Raw genomic sequence first — 15,779 nt, forward strand, 5'->3', positions numbered from 1 at the left:
AATGCCTTTTTCCCAATTACAGCCTTCAGCCAACCAGCCTGTTCGGACCTATCCACGGAAAGGCGGAATCAGGATTCAAAATGCTATCCCGCAGTGTTTGAAAAAAACTACTGCCGGGATAGCACTTTCCGGGATTGGTAACCGAACAGGCTGGCCGTCACTTCTACCGAACGTCCTGAAGGTCGGGTGTCATTTGGTAGATTCTGTAAAATTTTCACTGTCGAGTAATTGGGGGGGGAGCTATTTCCCTCCGAACCACTTATCTAAAATCCACGCGGGACCAATCAATAGAAATTGCAAATCTTTGAAGAACGAAGGTTTTTTTCCTTCGATTTGGTGTCCGTAGAACTGTCCGATCCAGGCAACCGCAAAAATAATGAGAGAACTCAGCCACAAAGGACCGATCATTGAAAGGTAGAAATTACCGATTACACAGATCGTTGAGAAGATCAAAATGTAAAAAGCCATTTTCCAGGATAAACGCAGGTAGAAATAGAGTACAGGAATTAAAGCCACAACAGCCCAGTTTACATACAAGAAATTATCCGAATGCACGAGTGAAATCAATCCGCGGTTAGGAATACTCATTAATAGTCCGATCACCGAAAAGAAGATCGCCGGAACGCAGATGTAATGAATCTGCTTGTTCGTTGCATTTTGGTGACTGACCGAATATTCCGCAAACCATTCCTCGAGTGTTTTCATGGATGTGTTTTGAAAACAAGTTACGAAATGAGGATTGCTTTTGCAATAGTAAAATCAGTGTTTCCTCGGTAGATTTTAATAATACACAATAATTCCCCTTTGTTCTCCTACTTTTTTCCGAGGCAAAAAAAGTAGGCAAAAATGCCTTTTTCCCAATTACAGCCTTCAGCCAACCAGCCTGTTCGGACCTATCCACGGAAAGGCGGAATCAGGATTCAAAATGCTATCCCGCAGTGTTTGAAAAAAACTACTGCCGGGATAGCACTTTCCGGGATTGGTAACCGAACAGGCTGGCCGTCACTTCTACCGAACGTCCTGAAGGTCGGGTGTTATTTAGTAGATTCTACAAAATTTTCACTGTCGAGTAATTGGGGGGGAGTTATTTTCCTCCAAACCAGTTGTCCAGGATCCATGCCGGACCGATCAACAGGAATTGTATGTCTTTTAGGAATGACGGTTTTTTACCTTCTAGTTGATGTCCGTAGAACTGCCCGACCCATGCAACGGCAAAAATAATGAGAGAGCTCAGCCATAGAGGACCGGTCATTGAAAGGTAGAAATTACCGATTACACAGATCGTTGAGAAGATCAAAATGTAAAATGCCATTTTCCAGGATAAACGCAGGTAGAAATAGAGTACAGGAATTAAAGCAACAACTGCCCAGTTTACATACAAGAAATTATCGGAATGCACGAGAGAGATTAATCCGCGATTGGGAATGCTCATTAATAATCCGACCACCGAAAAGAAAATCGCCGGCACACAGATATAATGAATCTGCTTATTCGTGGCGTTTTGGTGACTGACCGAATATTCTGCAAACCATTCTTCGAGTGTTTTCATGGATGTGTTTTGAAAACAAGTTACGAAATACCCCTTTCCTTTGCAATAAAAATCAGAGGTTACCCGGTTAATTTTCAATTATTCGTAATGATTCCCCTTTGTTCTCTTACTTTTTGAAAGCCCAAAAAGTAGCAAAAGAGCCAGCTTCGTCTTCATCCGCTGTCGCGGATTATTGCCTACTTTTTCTGCCTTGGAAAGAGGCCGAAAAGCGGGTGAAGACGAAACAGCGACAAACGTTAGTGCGAAAGCTGTAAGGTAAGTAGGATAAAGAGATTTGACTAAAAGGCTGTCCAATTCCGGACAGCCTTTTCGCTAATTATCAGGATGATTTAGGTTGTTTCACAATTTTCGTCACCTCCACCCAGCGGCCTTTTTCCTGGGCATTGACCGAATGATCGTACATCGCTTCCGAGAATACAGCCGGCAGGTAAAATCTTCCCAAATACGAGGCGTTCAGCTGGATTTTAAAGATTTTGGTTTCATTCGGCGCCAGTTTGAAATAACTGTACACCCGGTCGTCGCGGTAATCCTGGTAATCAATGTTCGGAGTACTTTCTTCATCGTACAAGCGCGCATTGTGGATTTCCCAACCGCTCGGCATAATCTGGTTCAAAGCCATTTCGCGGTAGAACTGATCTTTGGTAGGATTCTTCAGTTTGACTTCCATGATAAAATCCGTTCCCTGGGTAATTTTGGAAGGATCAATCGAAACACCCGATAAGTTGGTGTAACTGATGGTCATATCCAGGTTGCTTCGGATCTTTTTCTCCTTGCCGATCTGCGGTACTTTTTTCGTGCAGAAAGTCACATAGATCTTTTTCGAAGAGGTATTGCGAACTGTTAAACGTTTCAGTTTCGTTCCATCGGCTTCCGTATAATTTTTCGTGATCATGCATTTGGAAGAAGTAACCTTTTCGGAATTAACCTCAAATTGTAAGTTTCCGTTGTTCTTCAGTTTCCCGCTTGTGAGAGCAAGAATGCAATAACCTGCTTCCTGTGTACTCAACCACTGGTTCGATTTCAAAACGTCTGTGATTTCCTTTTCCAGTTGGTCTGTAGATTTGGAATCGATCATCAATCCTGCTTCCAGGTTCATGGCTTTGTCGCGCAGGGTAGAACAGTAGGAATAACTGTATTCGCGGTAAGAAACCGGAGTGAAAGGTAAGTTTCGTGTCATTTGTTTAGCCAAATCCTTTTGACCTGCCAGGTAATAAGCTGCTGCCAATCGCCATTTTGCAGTAACTCCCAGTTTGCTGTTTTCTTTCAGTCGGTTCATGGCTCCCAATTCCGGTTTTCCGGCTAAAGCCAACGTATACAAACGGTAAGCCTGGATCAATTGGTGCGATTCTTCCGCGTGATTGTAATATCCCTGGTAGGAATCTGCTGTCCAGTTATTTGCTTCGTTTTTCTGGTATTCCATCCAGCGCGACTTCAAATTTGCAGGAAGTGTGAACCCATGTTGTTCGGCTTCGATCATGAAATGTCCGGCGTAATTGGAGCCCCAATCACTGGCTTCCCGGTTGCCTGGCCAATAGGCGAAACCACCTTCGTATTGCTGGAAACTCTGGTACCTGATCAGGGCAGCTTTGATGTTTGCCGACATTTCTTTCTTTTCTTTTTCACTGAACTGCATGACATCCATGGCAAAAAGCTGCGGAAACACGGCTGAAGTGGTCTGTTCAATGCATCCGTGCGGGTAATTGATCAGTTCGTCCATGCGTCCGCTGAGATTGATAGAGCTGAACTGACTGGTCTCCAGAGAATAGGAGTGAGAACCGGTAATTCCATCTTGTTCCATCGTGAAACTGGCAGTAGAACCGGGCTCAATCACTTTGGTCTCACTTTCCAATACCTGCGGATTCGGACTGCGGACATCGACCTCAAATTCCTGGGTTGCCGTTTCCGCTCCCGATTTTGCAAAGATCTTGATTTTGGCGATGCCTAATTTGTTCGCGACTTTCAGTTCGAAGTTCACGATCTGATCTCCTTCTGCAGTAAATTTGATTCCCTGGTTTTTGGCACCGTTTACAGCCAGTAGGTCGTTGCAGCTTACCTGGACATCGACGTTTTTAATATTGTCTTTCATAGCGAAAACGTCTACCGGAAGTTGAATGGTCTCGCTTGGACCAATTACACGAGGTAAAGTTCCGAGAACCATCAACGGTTTCTTGATGGTGACCGTTTCTTCGGCATTTCCGAATGCTGTTGCGGAGTGAGCTACGACCATTACGCGGACGGATCCGATGTAAGTTGGAAGTTCAACCTGGTGGGTTTTGGAAGATCCTGCCGGTAAAACAAAAGGTCCTAAGAAATGCACCATCGGTTTGAAACGATTGGCTTTCGGACCTGCACCATCGTCTGCTGATCCGTCCCCACCAATACTCAACAAACGGTTCAACTTCCCAGAATATGCTCCGATCACATAATCATACATGTCCCACGTTTTGATTCCCAATGCTTCTTTTGCGTAGAATGTATTCCAGGGATTCGGTGTTTGGAAGCGCGTCAGGTCCAATAAACCGTCATCGACAATTGCCAATGTGTAAGTCATTCCTTTGCCATTTTTTTCGGAAACGGTGACTTTAGCCGTTGATTCTGGCCGCCACTCTTTTGCTGCAGCAATTTCAGGATGGAGGTGCGTTGCCGGATCATCCACGATAATGGGAACAATTCCATACATGCGTATCGGCAAATCGTTGGTTGTGGCACTGTGCGGCTGGATCAAACTAACGTGAACGTACGCATTCGGAGCCATGTCTTCTGTGGTTTCGAAGGAACAGGTTGTTTCGCCTTTGATGGTGTTGACCCAGAATTTCTTCACAATCTTCGTGCGCGTTTCAACCGATATCAGGGCTTTACCCGAAGCAGGAGAAGGAATGCTCAGTTTCACGATTTCACCTTTGACATAGCTTTTCTTATCGGTAGAAAAGTTCAACATGGAAGCATATTCGTTGTTTTTTTGGTTCCCGCGGCTCCAATAAGGAACATCGATGGAAATGATTTTTCCGGCTTGGTGGAAACCTTCTTCATCGGTCACAGTGACTAAAAACCGACCGTAATCTGTGGCGTTGAGTCCGAATTGGAAGGCTGTTTTTCCGCTCGAAGCATTCAGCAGGGAATCGTAAACGAGCATGTTTCCGTTGCGTGCCATAAAGTTTCCAAGGTCGTCATCACCGCTTTCGTACCACCATCTCCATTCCATGCGGTAAATCTTCACACGGATTTTGGAAGGTTTTTTCAAAATCGTGCCGGCAGCATTCACCATGACCACATCAAAAGTGTGTTTTTTGCCTGAAATCAAAGAGTTGTCAGCTTCCAGGTCAGGTGTCCTAAATCCTATGTATTGCTTGTAAGGAGAATAGATTTTAGAAAAACGATCGATCGAAAAGTTTCCACCTTGTTCGAAAACGCGCATGGTGTAAATGGCGTTCAACATTCCGGAAGCCTGTGACAATGAAGAAACTTCTTGCTTGAAGGAAGCCTTTCCGTTTGCATCCAAATCGTCGTCAAATAAAGTGGTTTTGTCCGAATGGATCTTTCGGATCGGCGAATCGAATTCGAATTTCGGGAATCCCGGAATAACTGTTTTCGTAGATTGATATTCCACATCGACCGTTGCACGCAGGTTTTTGGCCGGAGCACCGTGAAGCCAATAAGATTCCAATCGAAGCAGACTGTCTGAACTAAGCGGAACATCCAATTTGATTTTTAAGCGGTTTGGTTTTACCGTTTCGACTTTCAGGTATTTGATAAATTCGCGGGACCCAACCATGACCCGTGCGGTGTAAATTCCTGTTTTTCCATCCGAACGGGTGGAAGTCCGGAAGTCGTAATGTCCGTTTATTCCCTGTGATTTGGTGATTTTGCTTGTTTCATAACCCGAAGGATCTGTTAGCGTAAATGTCACCGGGTGATTTAACGGAAGTTTCTTCTCATAATCCCGTAAGACAAAGTTGACATAAATGGAATCTCCCGGACGCCAAACCCCACGTTCGGCATAAATGTATCCCTTCAATCCGTTTTGTACTTCTTCGCCCTCCACGTCGAATTCGGAGAGTGTGTTGGAATGCCCGTCGCTGACTTTCAGGTAACCACGCTGTTTTCCGGATTTAGCTATCAAAAGGAACGGTTTTTCCGACAGCGTTTTCGTAACCATTCCTTCGGAATTGGTTGTACCGGAAGCAATTACTTGTTTCGCATAATCGTAAAAAGTCACGGAAGCATTGGGTATAGGCTGAGTAGTGATCATATCCGTTAAAAAAACATGAGCTTCTTTCTTCGCATCCAGTTTGTAGATCACACCGATGTTTGAGGCAAGGATGTTTCGTGAAACCGCTTTTCCGTAGTAATAATCAGAACTGCAGGGAGATTCGGAAGATCCGTAACCGCCCCAGTCTTCATAACCATCGTCCCAATCGTCCAAATGCCAGGGGCGTTCGGACCATTCTTCTTCCACCCGGGCTTCGTTTGCGGAAGTTTCTGCCGTTTCGGTATTCACTTCACAATCGCAGTAAGCGTCTTTCTGCCCAAATTTGATAGAAACCCGGTATATGGCTCCCGGTTCCGGGCGGATCCACTTTTCCAGGTCGAGTACATGGGAAGCCCAATCGCTTTTGTCTTCTTTTTTGACGCCCAGTTGAATATTCTTTTCAGCAATTTTCTTTCCGAAGCGGAAGATAGCATCCGAACCGTTTAATTCGTTTACTTGTAAAAAGTGATGCACGTTTTCTTCATAGATCTTGATGATGCGAACCGTTACAGATTTCAGTCCGATTGTTTCAAAAGGAAAAATCAGTCCTTTGGAATCGGGGAGGATAGAGCCGCTTCCGACAATGCGCACTTTGGGCTTTGAAGCCGAGAATAGTAAAGTTCGTTCGGTTCCTTTCAGCATCGGGTAATTCTTGATGTTCTTAATCCCGGAATTGACTTTCAGCTTATAACTTCCTTCGATGCGGTTTGGAATGAAAATCGTGACTTCGTTGTAATAGATGGAAAAGGTTTCTCCGGAAACACCTTCCAGGTCGATTAATCCGTTCAGGTCCTGGTTGGTCGATAAAGGTTCTGAGAATGTTAAACGAACACTTTGATCGTCCTGGTCGCTGACATTGTAAGAACTTAAGTCAAAATCGCCCAGAGCAGGCACTTTAATACTTGTAGAGCCGTTCGAAAAGGAGGAAATAGCTTCACCATCCCATGCTACTGTCACTTTTGTTTCTTTTTCCGAACGTTTGATGCTGTCGACAATATAATAGTACTCGTTTTCACCGTAAGCTTCTTCAAAATGCACTTGTTGCTTTTGGTTACCCAGGTTTATGGTGATAAGATCTTTCAGTTTGGTCGTATCGAAATGATCAGTCATGGAAACCGTTCCACGCAGGGAATACCATTCGAGGTTGTATGAGTCGTATTCGATCAAACTTGGATCGCTCACATCCATCTTTTGGGGTTTGGTGGCAAATTGGAAATTGAATTCCTCGTAACCATTATCCACATCCATGATTTCGTCCAGGTCTAAACTTACGGTATAGATTTGATTGGAACTCAGCGCTTTTTTAGGAACGATCTGAATGGTGCGGTAATCAACCCATTGAATATCGGCATCGATTTCCGGGCTGATCTCCACGATTTCTTTCAGGATCTTTTCATCCATGCGTGATTTCATTCCCAGTTTGATTAGTTTGCTGGAATCCAGTTGGTTTTTGAGTTCAATCTCGATATTATCTGAATTGGAGATAATTCCCGAGGTGTAACCGGAAACCCATTTCCGGAATTTGGGATCAACGGAAATGATCTTATTGCCTGAACATGCAAAGATGGTTGCCATCAGGCTTGTTGCAATAGATAGAAGAAAGATGAAGCGTGACATAACTTGTTGTATTTGTTATGTCAAAGATGAATGCTTATAAAGTAGGAAGGAATGTCGTTTTAGGAGGCGAAAGCACCTTTTGATTATTCGTGGTTGAAAGGCAATTATTTGTGTTGGACGTAATATTGCGGAATTACATCGTGGACGAATAATCGTTAGAACAAGTAAGGGCGGAAAATTTTCCGCCCTTACTGTTTATTAATTTAAGGTTTATAATCCAGTAAATCATCCATCGTTGCTATAGAAACAGGATGGTAATTATTTCTGTATTTTTTATAAATCTCCAATCCCCACTGTTTGCTTTGTGGATTGTCATTCAATGCGGTGTAAATCGGCAATAAGAACTTTCGGCGTCCCACTTTTGAAATAAACTTCTCAATATCCGGACGAATTTCGGTGTAATTGGAATTAATTGCAAGGACGTACCATTCGGTTGCTACTTCGGCATTTCCCCAATTATTGAAATGCAATTTTTCATCAACAATTGCCAGGCGTTCCGGATCCATTTTCTTAGGTAATGCCCGGATAAATGCTTGCCATTCCTGTGGAACGTACTGATCACGGCTTAAAGCAGGAAGTTGTTTTTTACCTTTCTTCTTCGCCGGTTTTTTAAAGATATCTTTCCCGTTTGCAAATTCACGTGCCAATGCCTGTATTTTCTCAAAGCGCGGAGAACTTACTGCATAGCAGTTTTTCGGTAATCCTGGTTTGTATAACCATTCATCTACATTGAATTTAATGTCTGTTTTGTTGATCAGGTTTTTTTCAAGATATGTTTTGAATTGTTCGGTGGTCAAAGTTTGGAACGCATGATCCTTGAAATACCTCTTCAGGAACGCATCAAAACGTTGTCTGCCGAAATCGCGTTCCAGTGTTTTCAATAGAAAAGCACCTTTTACATAAGCTACCGAAGTCATTCCGTCATCCGGATTTCGTTTCGAAAGTTTCAATTTCAAATGGGTGTCTTCCTGATCCAGTTGGGCCATTTCTGTCTGGAGTTCCTGGAATTCGATCAGGGAAAGCATGTCTGCTACTTCTTTTCCATACAATTCTTCCATGATTCGGTTCTCGAAATAAACTGTGAATCCTTCATTCAACCAGAAATCATTCCAACTGGCATTGGTAACCAGGTTCCCGGACCAGGAGTGTGCCAATTCATGTGCGATTACTGAAACAGCACTTCTGTCGCCTGCAATTAATGTAGGATTGGCAAACGTCAGGCGTGGATTTTCCATTCCCCCGAAAGGAAAAGAATAAGGCAGTACGATCACATCGTATTGTTCCCACTGGTAAGGTCCGTAAAGATTCTCAGCTGCCCGGATCATTTTTGGAAGATCTTCAAATTCCCAAACTGCTTTATCGATCATTTCGGGTTCGGTATAAACACCACAGTTTTTCCCAAGCGATTTGTATTCCAGGTTCCCAACCGCCAATGCAATCAAATAAACAGGAATCGGTTGTTTCATTTCGAAATGATATTTCCCCTCCGGGTTTTTAACCTGTGGATTGGAGGCACTCATCAAGGCCAGTAATTCCACCGGAACAGTTACATCTGCGCTATAAGTAATTCTGTTTGCAGGAGTTCCTTGTACGGGAATCCAGGTACGTGTCAGGATTGCTTGTCCTTGTGTATATAAATAAGGATGTTTTTTTCCTTCCGTCAATTCCGGTTCCATCCAGTCCAGCGCACCGGCATTCTCAGTGGTTTTGTAATAAATATTGATGTATTCGGTATTCTTGTCGATTTTGATGCTTAATGGCTGACCGATAAATTCCTGCATCGTTCCGATAATGAAATCCGTTTCTTTTTCCTGTCCCTTTTTTCCCAAAGTCACTTTTTGGATTTCAGGGCCATTGATGTCGAAGATGGCTGTATCTGTATCCTTTAGTCGTTCCATTTGATGACGGGCAATTCCGTAAATGGTCTTTTTTTCAAAATCCACATCCAATTCCAAGTCCAAATGCTTGGTTCGGATTTCATCGGTATTGGAATAAGAATGTGCATCGTGACCGGCAACCACTCCATTAATCGATTGATCCTTGTTTAAAGGTTTCGTATCGTTTTCACAACTGGATATAAAGAGAATTAGTGCAGCGATGCTGAACAGGTATTTTAATTTCATTTTTTCAGTTTGAGGTACGCGAATATACTTTTTTCTTTGAACTTTTACCTTAGTTTGATTTTTCATCTTTCTTGGTCAGATAGCGAATTACTTCCGCAGCTCCCATTAATCCAAACAGTGCCGGCATGTAACTGACCGTTCCATAAAAGGAACGTTTAAAATTGGAACCATCGGTCATTTTCAACGAATCTTTTTGCTGCAATTCGGAAGAATAAACACACTTGATCTTTTCAAAAGCAACTCCTTTTTTCTTGAGCCTTTTTTTGATGTGAGCTCCCAATTTACAATTGTGACTGTTCGGAAGTTTGGTGACATGTACACGGGTAGGGTCCGTTTTCCCTCCTGCCCCCAGATGTGTAATGACTTTGATCTTTTTGCTTTTACAGGCAATGATCCATTCCAGTTTCGGAGTAACGCTGTCAATGCAATCCATGACATAATCGGGCGTATATTGGTCTAATAGTTCCCAAACACGTTCCGGGGTTACAAACTCTTCCACAATGTTCAGGGTGATATCCGGATTGATATCTTTGATACGTTCGCCCAGGACAACCGCCTTGTTTTTCCCGATAGTGGAATCCAAAGCAGTCAATTGTCGATTTTTATTCGTTATATCGAAAGCATCCCCATCAATGATGGTCATCGTTCCAACTCCTGCACGGGCAATGAATTCACCTGCAAAAGATCCGATTCCTCCGAGTCCAACAATGAGTACATGAGCAGATTTTAAGCGGTCCATTTCTTTTGGACCGAGAATCAGCTCCGTACGTTCCAACCACTTACTCATAGTTAAAAATTCGTTTTGCATTTTGATCCAGCTGATCGATTAGGGAGTGCAAAGATAGCTTTTTTATCTCAGCGACCGTTCGATACGTATCAATCAGTTCTCCCCGCCCGGTATCGGTCTCAAGGAATAAGCGATCTACAGGTATTTGGCTGACGCAAGATCGAAGCGCTTGATTGGATAAAACCGTTTCACCGATACTAATCATGCTTTTGGAATATCGTAATACCAGATCTGTAATAGAAGATTTATTAAATCCATGATAAATAAGAACGTTTTCCGGAGCATATTTTTCATGCAGAAAACGGCATCTGTCCCAGGAGTTGACACAGTGCAGGATGATGGGTTTGTTCAATCTTGCGGCAAGTTTTAGCTGAAAAATATACAATTCTTCCTGGCGTTGAAAATGATCGAATCTGCTGTCCAAACCAATTTCACCGATTGCCAGGAAACCGCTCGTTTCGTTCAATTTTAAAGAAGTTTCTTCTATTCTTGATAAATCAAATTCAATTTCTTGCGGGTGGACCCCAAACGAAAAAAAAGCTGGTAATTTCTTCGGATATAACTCTGTAAGCTGTACAATTGCACGGTTTTTTGAATCAAAGTGATGCGAGTGCAAATCGAAAAGGTTCTCTAAATCAGACATTAAGCATGAATCAATGCGTTAAATTTAAGACAATCTGAATCAATCAACCATTTTTTACCTATTTTCACCGACGCTAAAAAATTAAATCGAAATATGGAAAATTCGACTCCGAAAGGACATCCAAAAGGATTATATCTATTGTTTACCACTGAAATGTGGGAGCGTTTCTCCTATTATGGGATGCGTGCAATTTTCACACTGTTCCTGATCAAGGCATTGATGTTTGACAAGGAAACGGCATCTGGTATTTATGGTTCTTACACGAGTTTGGTTTATTTGACACCGATTATCGGAGGATATTTTGCAGATAATATCTGGGGTAACAGAAAATCTATTTTTGTCGGGGGAATTATGATGGCAATCGGACAATTATTCATGTTCCTGTCCGCTTCATTTTATGCCAATCAACACTTGGCATTGATATTAATGATTATCGGGTTGACTTGTTTGATCTTCGGAAATGGATTCTTCAAACCGAATATCTCTACGTTGGTAGGTCAATTGTATACGGAAACAGATAAGCGTAAAGATGCTGCGTACACGATTTTCTATATGGGAATCAACCTGGGAGCATTTATTGCACCGTTATTATGTGGATTCCTTGGAGAAAGATACGATGCTGCCGGAGAAGCAATTCCCGGAGCATTCAAATGGGGATTCTTGTGTGCTTGTATCGGAATGATTATTTCAGTTGTAACATTTGAGTTGAGAAAAAATAAAGTGTTGGTTACTCCTGAAGGAGAGCCGATTGGAACAGTGCCGAATGTACACAGACTTTCTGCTGATCAGATGGGAGAAACCCAAATAGGCAAGAAATCAAAAAACAACATTTATGTGGGAGTTCTTGTGGGAATGATCGTTTTAGTATTGTTACGATTCTTTGTTTTCATGGCGGAAGATGAAACGACAATTGATACCGTGAACAACTACATCTCAGCAGCTATTTTTGCGATTTCGATCAGTATCCCTTTGATCATTATTACGGATAAGTCATTGAACAAAGTTGAGAAGCAGCGTATTTGGGTAATTTACATCGTTGCATTCTTCGTGATTTTCTTCTGGGCTGCATTTGAACAAGCGGGTGCATCTTTAACATTCTTTGCTGCAGAGCAAACAAACAGAGATATTCTCGGGTTCTCCATGCCGGCGAGTTGGTTCAACTCATTCAATGCAGTATTCATTGTTATCCTTGCGCCGCTTATCTCTATCCTGTGGACAAAATTGGCAAAGAAAAACATGGAACCGGCATCGCCGTACAAACAGGCATTCGGTTTGTTATTCCTTGCTTTGGGATATGTGTTTATTGCAATTGGAGTTGATGGAGTGGAACCTGGAGTGAAAGTAAGTATCATCTGGTTGACAGGTTTATATTTCATTCATACGATCGGTGAATTGTTTTTGTCACCAATCGGACTTTCAATGGTGAACAAACTGGCTCCGGTAAGATTTGCATCTTTATTGATGGGAGTTTGGTTCCTGAGTACTGCAGCGGCAAATAATTTTGCTGGATTCTTGAGCTCGTTCTATCCGGATCCTGTTTTATCCGGTAAAGAAGTTCGTGCCCTGGAAAAAGAATTTACAACCAGTACCCATAAAGTATACTTGTTGGCTGATGAAGTGAAAACTGCAACGCCTGCTGATACCGTTAAAGTGATCGATGAAAAAGGGAAACCGGTAGAAGTGAAATTCTCTGATATTAAATTTGATCGCCTTTTTCCTGAGGTTAAGGACAAAAACAATCAGAAAACAATCAATGCAAATGCGAAACTCATTCAGGAGAAGAAAATCGAATTTGCAAAAAAAGCGGTGAATAAAGAAAAGTCATTTATCGGGATTAAGATTACGGATTTGAAATCATTCTTCTGGTTATTTGTTTATCTGGCTGGCGGATCGGCAATTGTTCTGTTTATATTGAGCAAGTTCTTGGTGAGAATGATGAACGGTGTAAAATAGTACTCTCAAACAATATACATTTAAAGTCCTCCGCTACGACGGGGGACTTTTTTAGTTAAAAGAATCATGAAACAACGCAAACATCCCAAAGCACTGCCTTATTTATTCCTGACAGAAATGTGGGAACGTTTTGGTTATTATTTAATGATCGGGATTTTCACGTTTTACTTAAAGGATGTCAATCACGGATTTGAAATGACCGAGGCCGAATCGGCAAGTTTATACGGAACGTTCATCGCGTTGGTGTTTTTCACACCGTTTATCGGAGGATTACTTGCGGATAGACTGTTGGGGTATCGACTTCCGATCATTTTGGGCGGACTGATGATGGGAGTCGGTTATTGCATGATGGGAGTTCATTCGTTTACCATGCTTTATACCGGGATGGTTTTGGTGATTGCAGGAAACGGTTTGTTCAAACCCAACATCTCAACCCTTCTGGGTAATTTGTATAATACCGATGAGTACCGCGGACAAAAGGATGAAGGATACAACATCTTTTATATGGGGATTAATGTGGGGGCATTTGTCTGCAACATCGTTTCAGCATTTTTAATGAATAAGTACGGGTATTCCATGGCATTTGCAGGTGCGGGAATAGGAATGTTCATCGGAGTTGCCGTTTTTCTGACAGGAAATAAACACTACAAATCAGGAGATGTTAAAAAGGTAGCAACTCCGGGAGAGAAGCCTTGGTGGATCGATTTATCTATTGTGGTTGTTCCGGCAGTTTTGTTTGCTGTTATTGGATACTTCATTAACGGAGTTCCTTCCGAAACAAATGAGCATTCCTTTTTGGTGAAAGATGATGTAACGGATGCATTCTTATTTGCATGTATTCCGGTGATCTTCTTTTTCGGATATGTATTATTCACTTCTCCGAAGAATGAACGTCGCGTAGTCAGTGCAATTCTGGTGGTCTGTTTAGCGGTGATTCCTTTTTGGGCAATTTTCAAGCAGAATGGAACGGTGCTGAATACCTGGGCAGATAATTATACGAACCGGGATGTGCCCAAGTCTATTAGTAAAGGATTGAAAGGAATGTACCTTGCCGGAACGGTGAAGTATGAAAAATCGAAGGATTCAATCCAGGTATTGGATAATCAATTCCGAAAAGTAGGAAATGAAAAGACGATTCAGTATCCCAGTTATTTTAAGAACTATCAGAAAACAGACAAGCTAAAACCGGGACAAGAATTAGTGGTGTTTAATTCAAACATCTTTCAATCGGTCAATCCGTTTTGGGTAATTGTTCTGACACCCTTAATTGTGGGAATATTCAGATTCCTTCGTTTAAGAAAAATGGAACCGTCTATTCCTGTAAAGATGACTTTGGGATTATTTATTACAGGTTTGTCTTGCCTCGTAATGGTTGCCGCTGCAAACGCGTCCATGAATGGAGAAATTAAATCCAGTTTGTGGTGGTTCTTCGGTGCGTATGGTGTAATTACTATTGGGGAATTGTGTTTGTCACCTATCGGCTTATCCATGGTTTCGAAATTAGCCCCGGCCAGACTGACTGCTTTATTGATGGGAGCGTGGTTCATTTCAACCTCCATCGGGAATAAACTGAGCGGGGTGATTGCTTCTCTTTGGGATCAGTATGATGATAAGTCATCCTTTTTCATGTTGAACTTTTATTTAATGATGGGAGCAACATTGATATTAATAGTACTGCTTCCCTGGTTACTGAAGATCTTCAGAGAACAGAATAAATAAGGTTGATTTTGATCTATAGAGTATGAAACGGTTTCTGGCACTTTTAATTCCAATTGTTTTATTATTGATAGCGATTCCTTTTCTCTTGGATAGAGGAATGATCGTTCCTGCAAAAGTCGTAGGAGTTATCCTGATTCTGTTAACTACGATTTCATTGCGTATTTGGTTAAGGAGAGCGTTGAAGGAAAAGCTTTCGTTGGATGCGGTAAAATTCAATGTGAACCATCGGTATTATTTAAATGAGGTGAGTCCGATATATCGAAAGATGTCGAAGGCTGAAAAAAAAGGATTGGAAAAGCGAATGGGAAAATTGCTTTCCGATTTACAGTTCGATGATACAACGCGGGAAGAATTAAACGTTGAAGAAATGCTGGCTTATGCGTTATTCCAGATTTTGACGGTATATCATGATTCATACAGATCGCTAAAAGGAATGATGATTGTCTTTGATCAGACAAATAATACCGGAGAATTGAAAATTTCTGAAGGAAAATACGTGTTATTAAACCCGGTTCTGTTAGAAAGCATATTAAAAGAGCATCAAACGTTGGAATCATTTAACCGTTCGAATACACCAATTATTGGGCAATTAAGAGAGGTATACCTCAAGTCCTGAATAAATCTCAATATTTTTTTTGTTTATAACCGGGGTATTATCAGTGTGTTAAGTATTAATTTCCAAAAAGAGCACAAAATAATCTTCAAAAAGGCTTGTTAAAGTGGAATAAGTGAGTACCTTTGCCACCGCTTAGAACGCTAGGCGCTACGGAAACGGAGGAATTGAAAAGGGGTAAAAAGAGTAGGTTAAAAAAAAGTTTTTAAAAAGCTTGTCAGAATAAAAAAGATGCTTACCTTTGCACCCCGCTTAACAACGGAAAGCCAGCAAGAGAGCGGTTACAGATTGAAATAAGGGTTTAGAAAAAAAGTTTAAAATATTTTTCACAAACACTTGTTAAAAAGAAAAACTTGCTTACCTTTGCAACCCCGAAACGAATAAGGGGTGATAAAAAAAAGAAACGGACAACGGTCGGTTTTAAATTGAAATAGACGAGTTAAAGTGTAAGAAACGGAAGCGAGTCTTGAGGTCTTAAAGTCATGAAGTCTTTAAGTCAACAAATAAGTTCTTTGACAGATTAGGA

Annotated in this window: 9 protein-coding genes; 3 read left to right on the forward strand and 6 right to left on the reverse strand. The window is 41.7% G+C overall.

All coding sequences use genetic code 11. The features are described from left to right. Positions 1-240: 240 nt before the first annotated feature. The 6 genes from FO442_RS08945 to FO442_RS08970 all read right to left on the reverse strand — a co-directional run bounded on the left by FO442_RS08945 (position 241) and on the right by FO442_RS08970 (position 10,968). The gene (locus FO442_RS08945) at positions 241-705 is read right to left on the reverse strand and encodes an Mpo1 family 2-hydroxy fatty acid dioxygenase (RefSeq protein WP_144332817.1); all 465 of its coding nucleotides are present in this window, start codon (positions 703-705) and stop codon (positions 241-243) included. Positions 706-1,084: 379 nt separating this feature from the next. Next, positions 1,085-1,549, reverse strand: coding sequence for an Mpo1 family 2-hydroxy fatty acid dioxygenase (locus FO442_RS08950; RefSeq protein ID WP_144332818.1), 465 nt, complete (start codon positions 1,547-1,549; stop codon positions 1,085-1,087). 319 nt (positions 1,550-1,868) lie between these two features. Further along, positions 1,869-7,415, reverse strand: coding sequence for an alpha-2-macroglobulin family protein (locus FO442_RS08955; protein ID WP_144332819.1), 5,547 nt, complete (start codon positions 7,413-7,415; stop codon positions 1,869-1,871). Between the two features lie 203 nt (positions 7,416-7,618). Continuing rightward, positions 7,619-9,538, reverse strand: a complete 1,920-nt coding sequence (locus FO442_RS08960) for a M1 family metallopeptidase (protein WP_186280010.1) — start codon at positions 9,536-9,538, stop codon at positions 7,619-7,621. Between the two features lie 49 nt (positions 9,539-9,587). Then, the gene (locus FO442_RS08965; protein WP_144332821.1) at positions 9,588-10,325 is read right to left on the reverse strand and encodes a tRNA threonylcarbamoyladenosine dehydratase; all 738 of its coding nucleotides are present in this window, start codon (positions 10,323-10,325) and stop codon (positions 9,588-9,590) included. Beyond that, a complete protein-coding gene (locus FO442_RS08970) occupies positions 10,318-10,968 on the reverse strand; it encodes a TatD family hydrolase (RefSeq protein ID WP_144332822.1) in 651 nt (216 codons plus the stop codon). The genes FO442_RS08965 and FO442_RS08970 overlap by 8 nt, the downstream gene beginning before the upstream one ends. Before the next feature lie 93 nt (positions 10,969-11,061). Here FO442_RS08970 and FO442_RS08975 point away from each other — a divergent pair, with 93 nt between their 5' ends. The 3 genes from FO442_RS08975 (at position 11,062) to FO442_RS08985 (ending at position 15,256) form a co-directional block, all read left to right on the forward strand. Next, positions 11,062-12,921 (forward strand): peptide MFS transporter, encoded by a 1,860-nt coding sequence (locus FO442_RS08975; protein WP_144332823.1) that lies wholly within the window; start codon positions 11,062-11,064, stop codon positions 12,919-12,921. 66 nt (positions 12,922-12,987) lie between these two features. Then, a complete protein-coding gene (locus FO442_RS08980) occupies positions 12,988-14,640 on the forward strand; it encodes a peptide MFS transporter (RefSeq protein ID WP_144332824.1) in 1,653 nt (550 codons plus the stop codon). Between the two features lie 22 nt (positions 14,641-14,662). Continuing rightward, the gene (locus FO442_RS08985; protein WP_144332825.1) at positions 14,663-15,256 is read left to right on the forward strand and encodes a hypothetical protein; all 594 of its coding nucleotides are present in this window, start codon (positions 14,663-14,665) and stop codon (positions 15,254-15,256) included. Positions 15,257-15,779: the final 523 nt, after the last annotated feature.

This window comes from Fluviicola chungangensis (assembly GCF_007558725.1).
Lineage (GTDB): Bacteria > Bacteroidota > Bacteroidia > Flavobacteriales_D > Crocinitomicaceae > Fluviicola > Fluviicola chungangensis.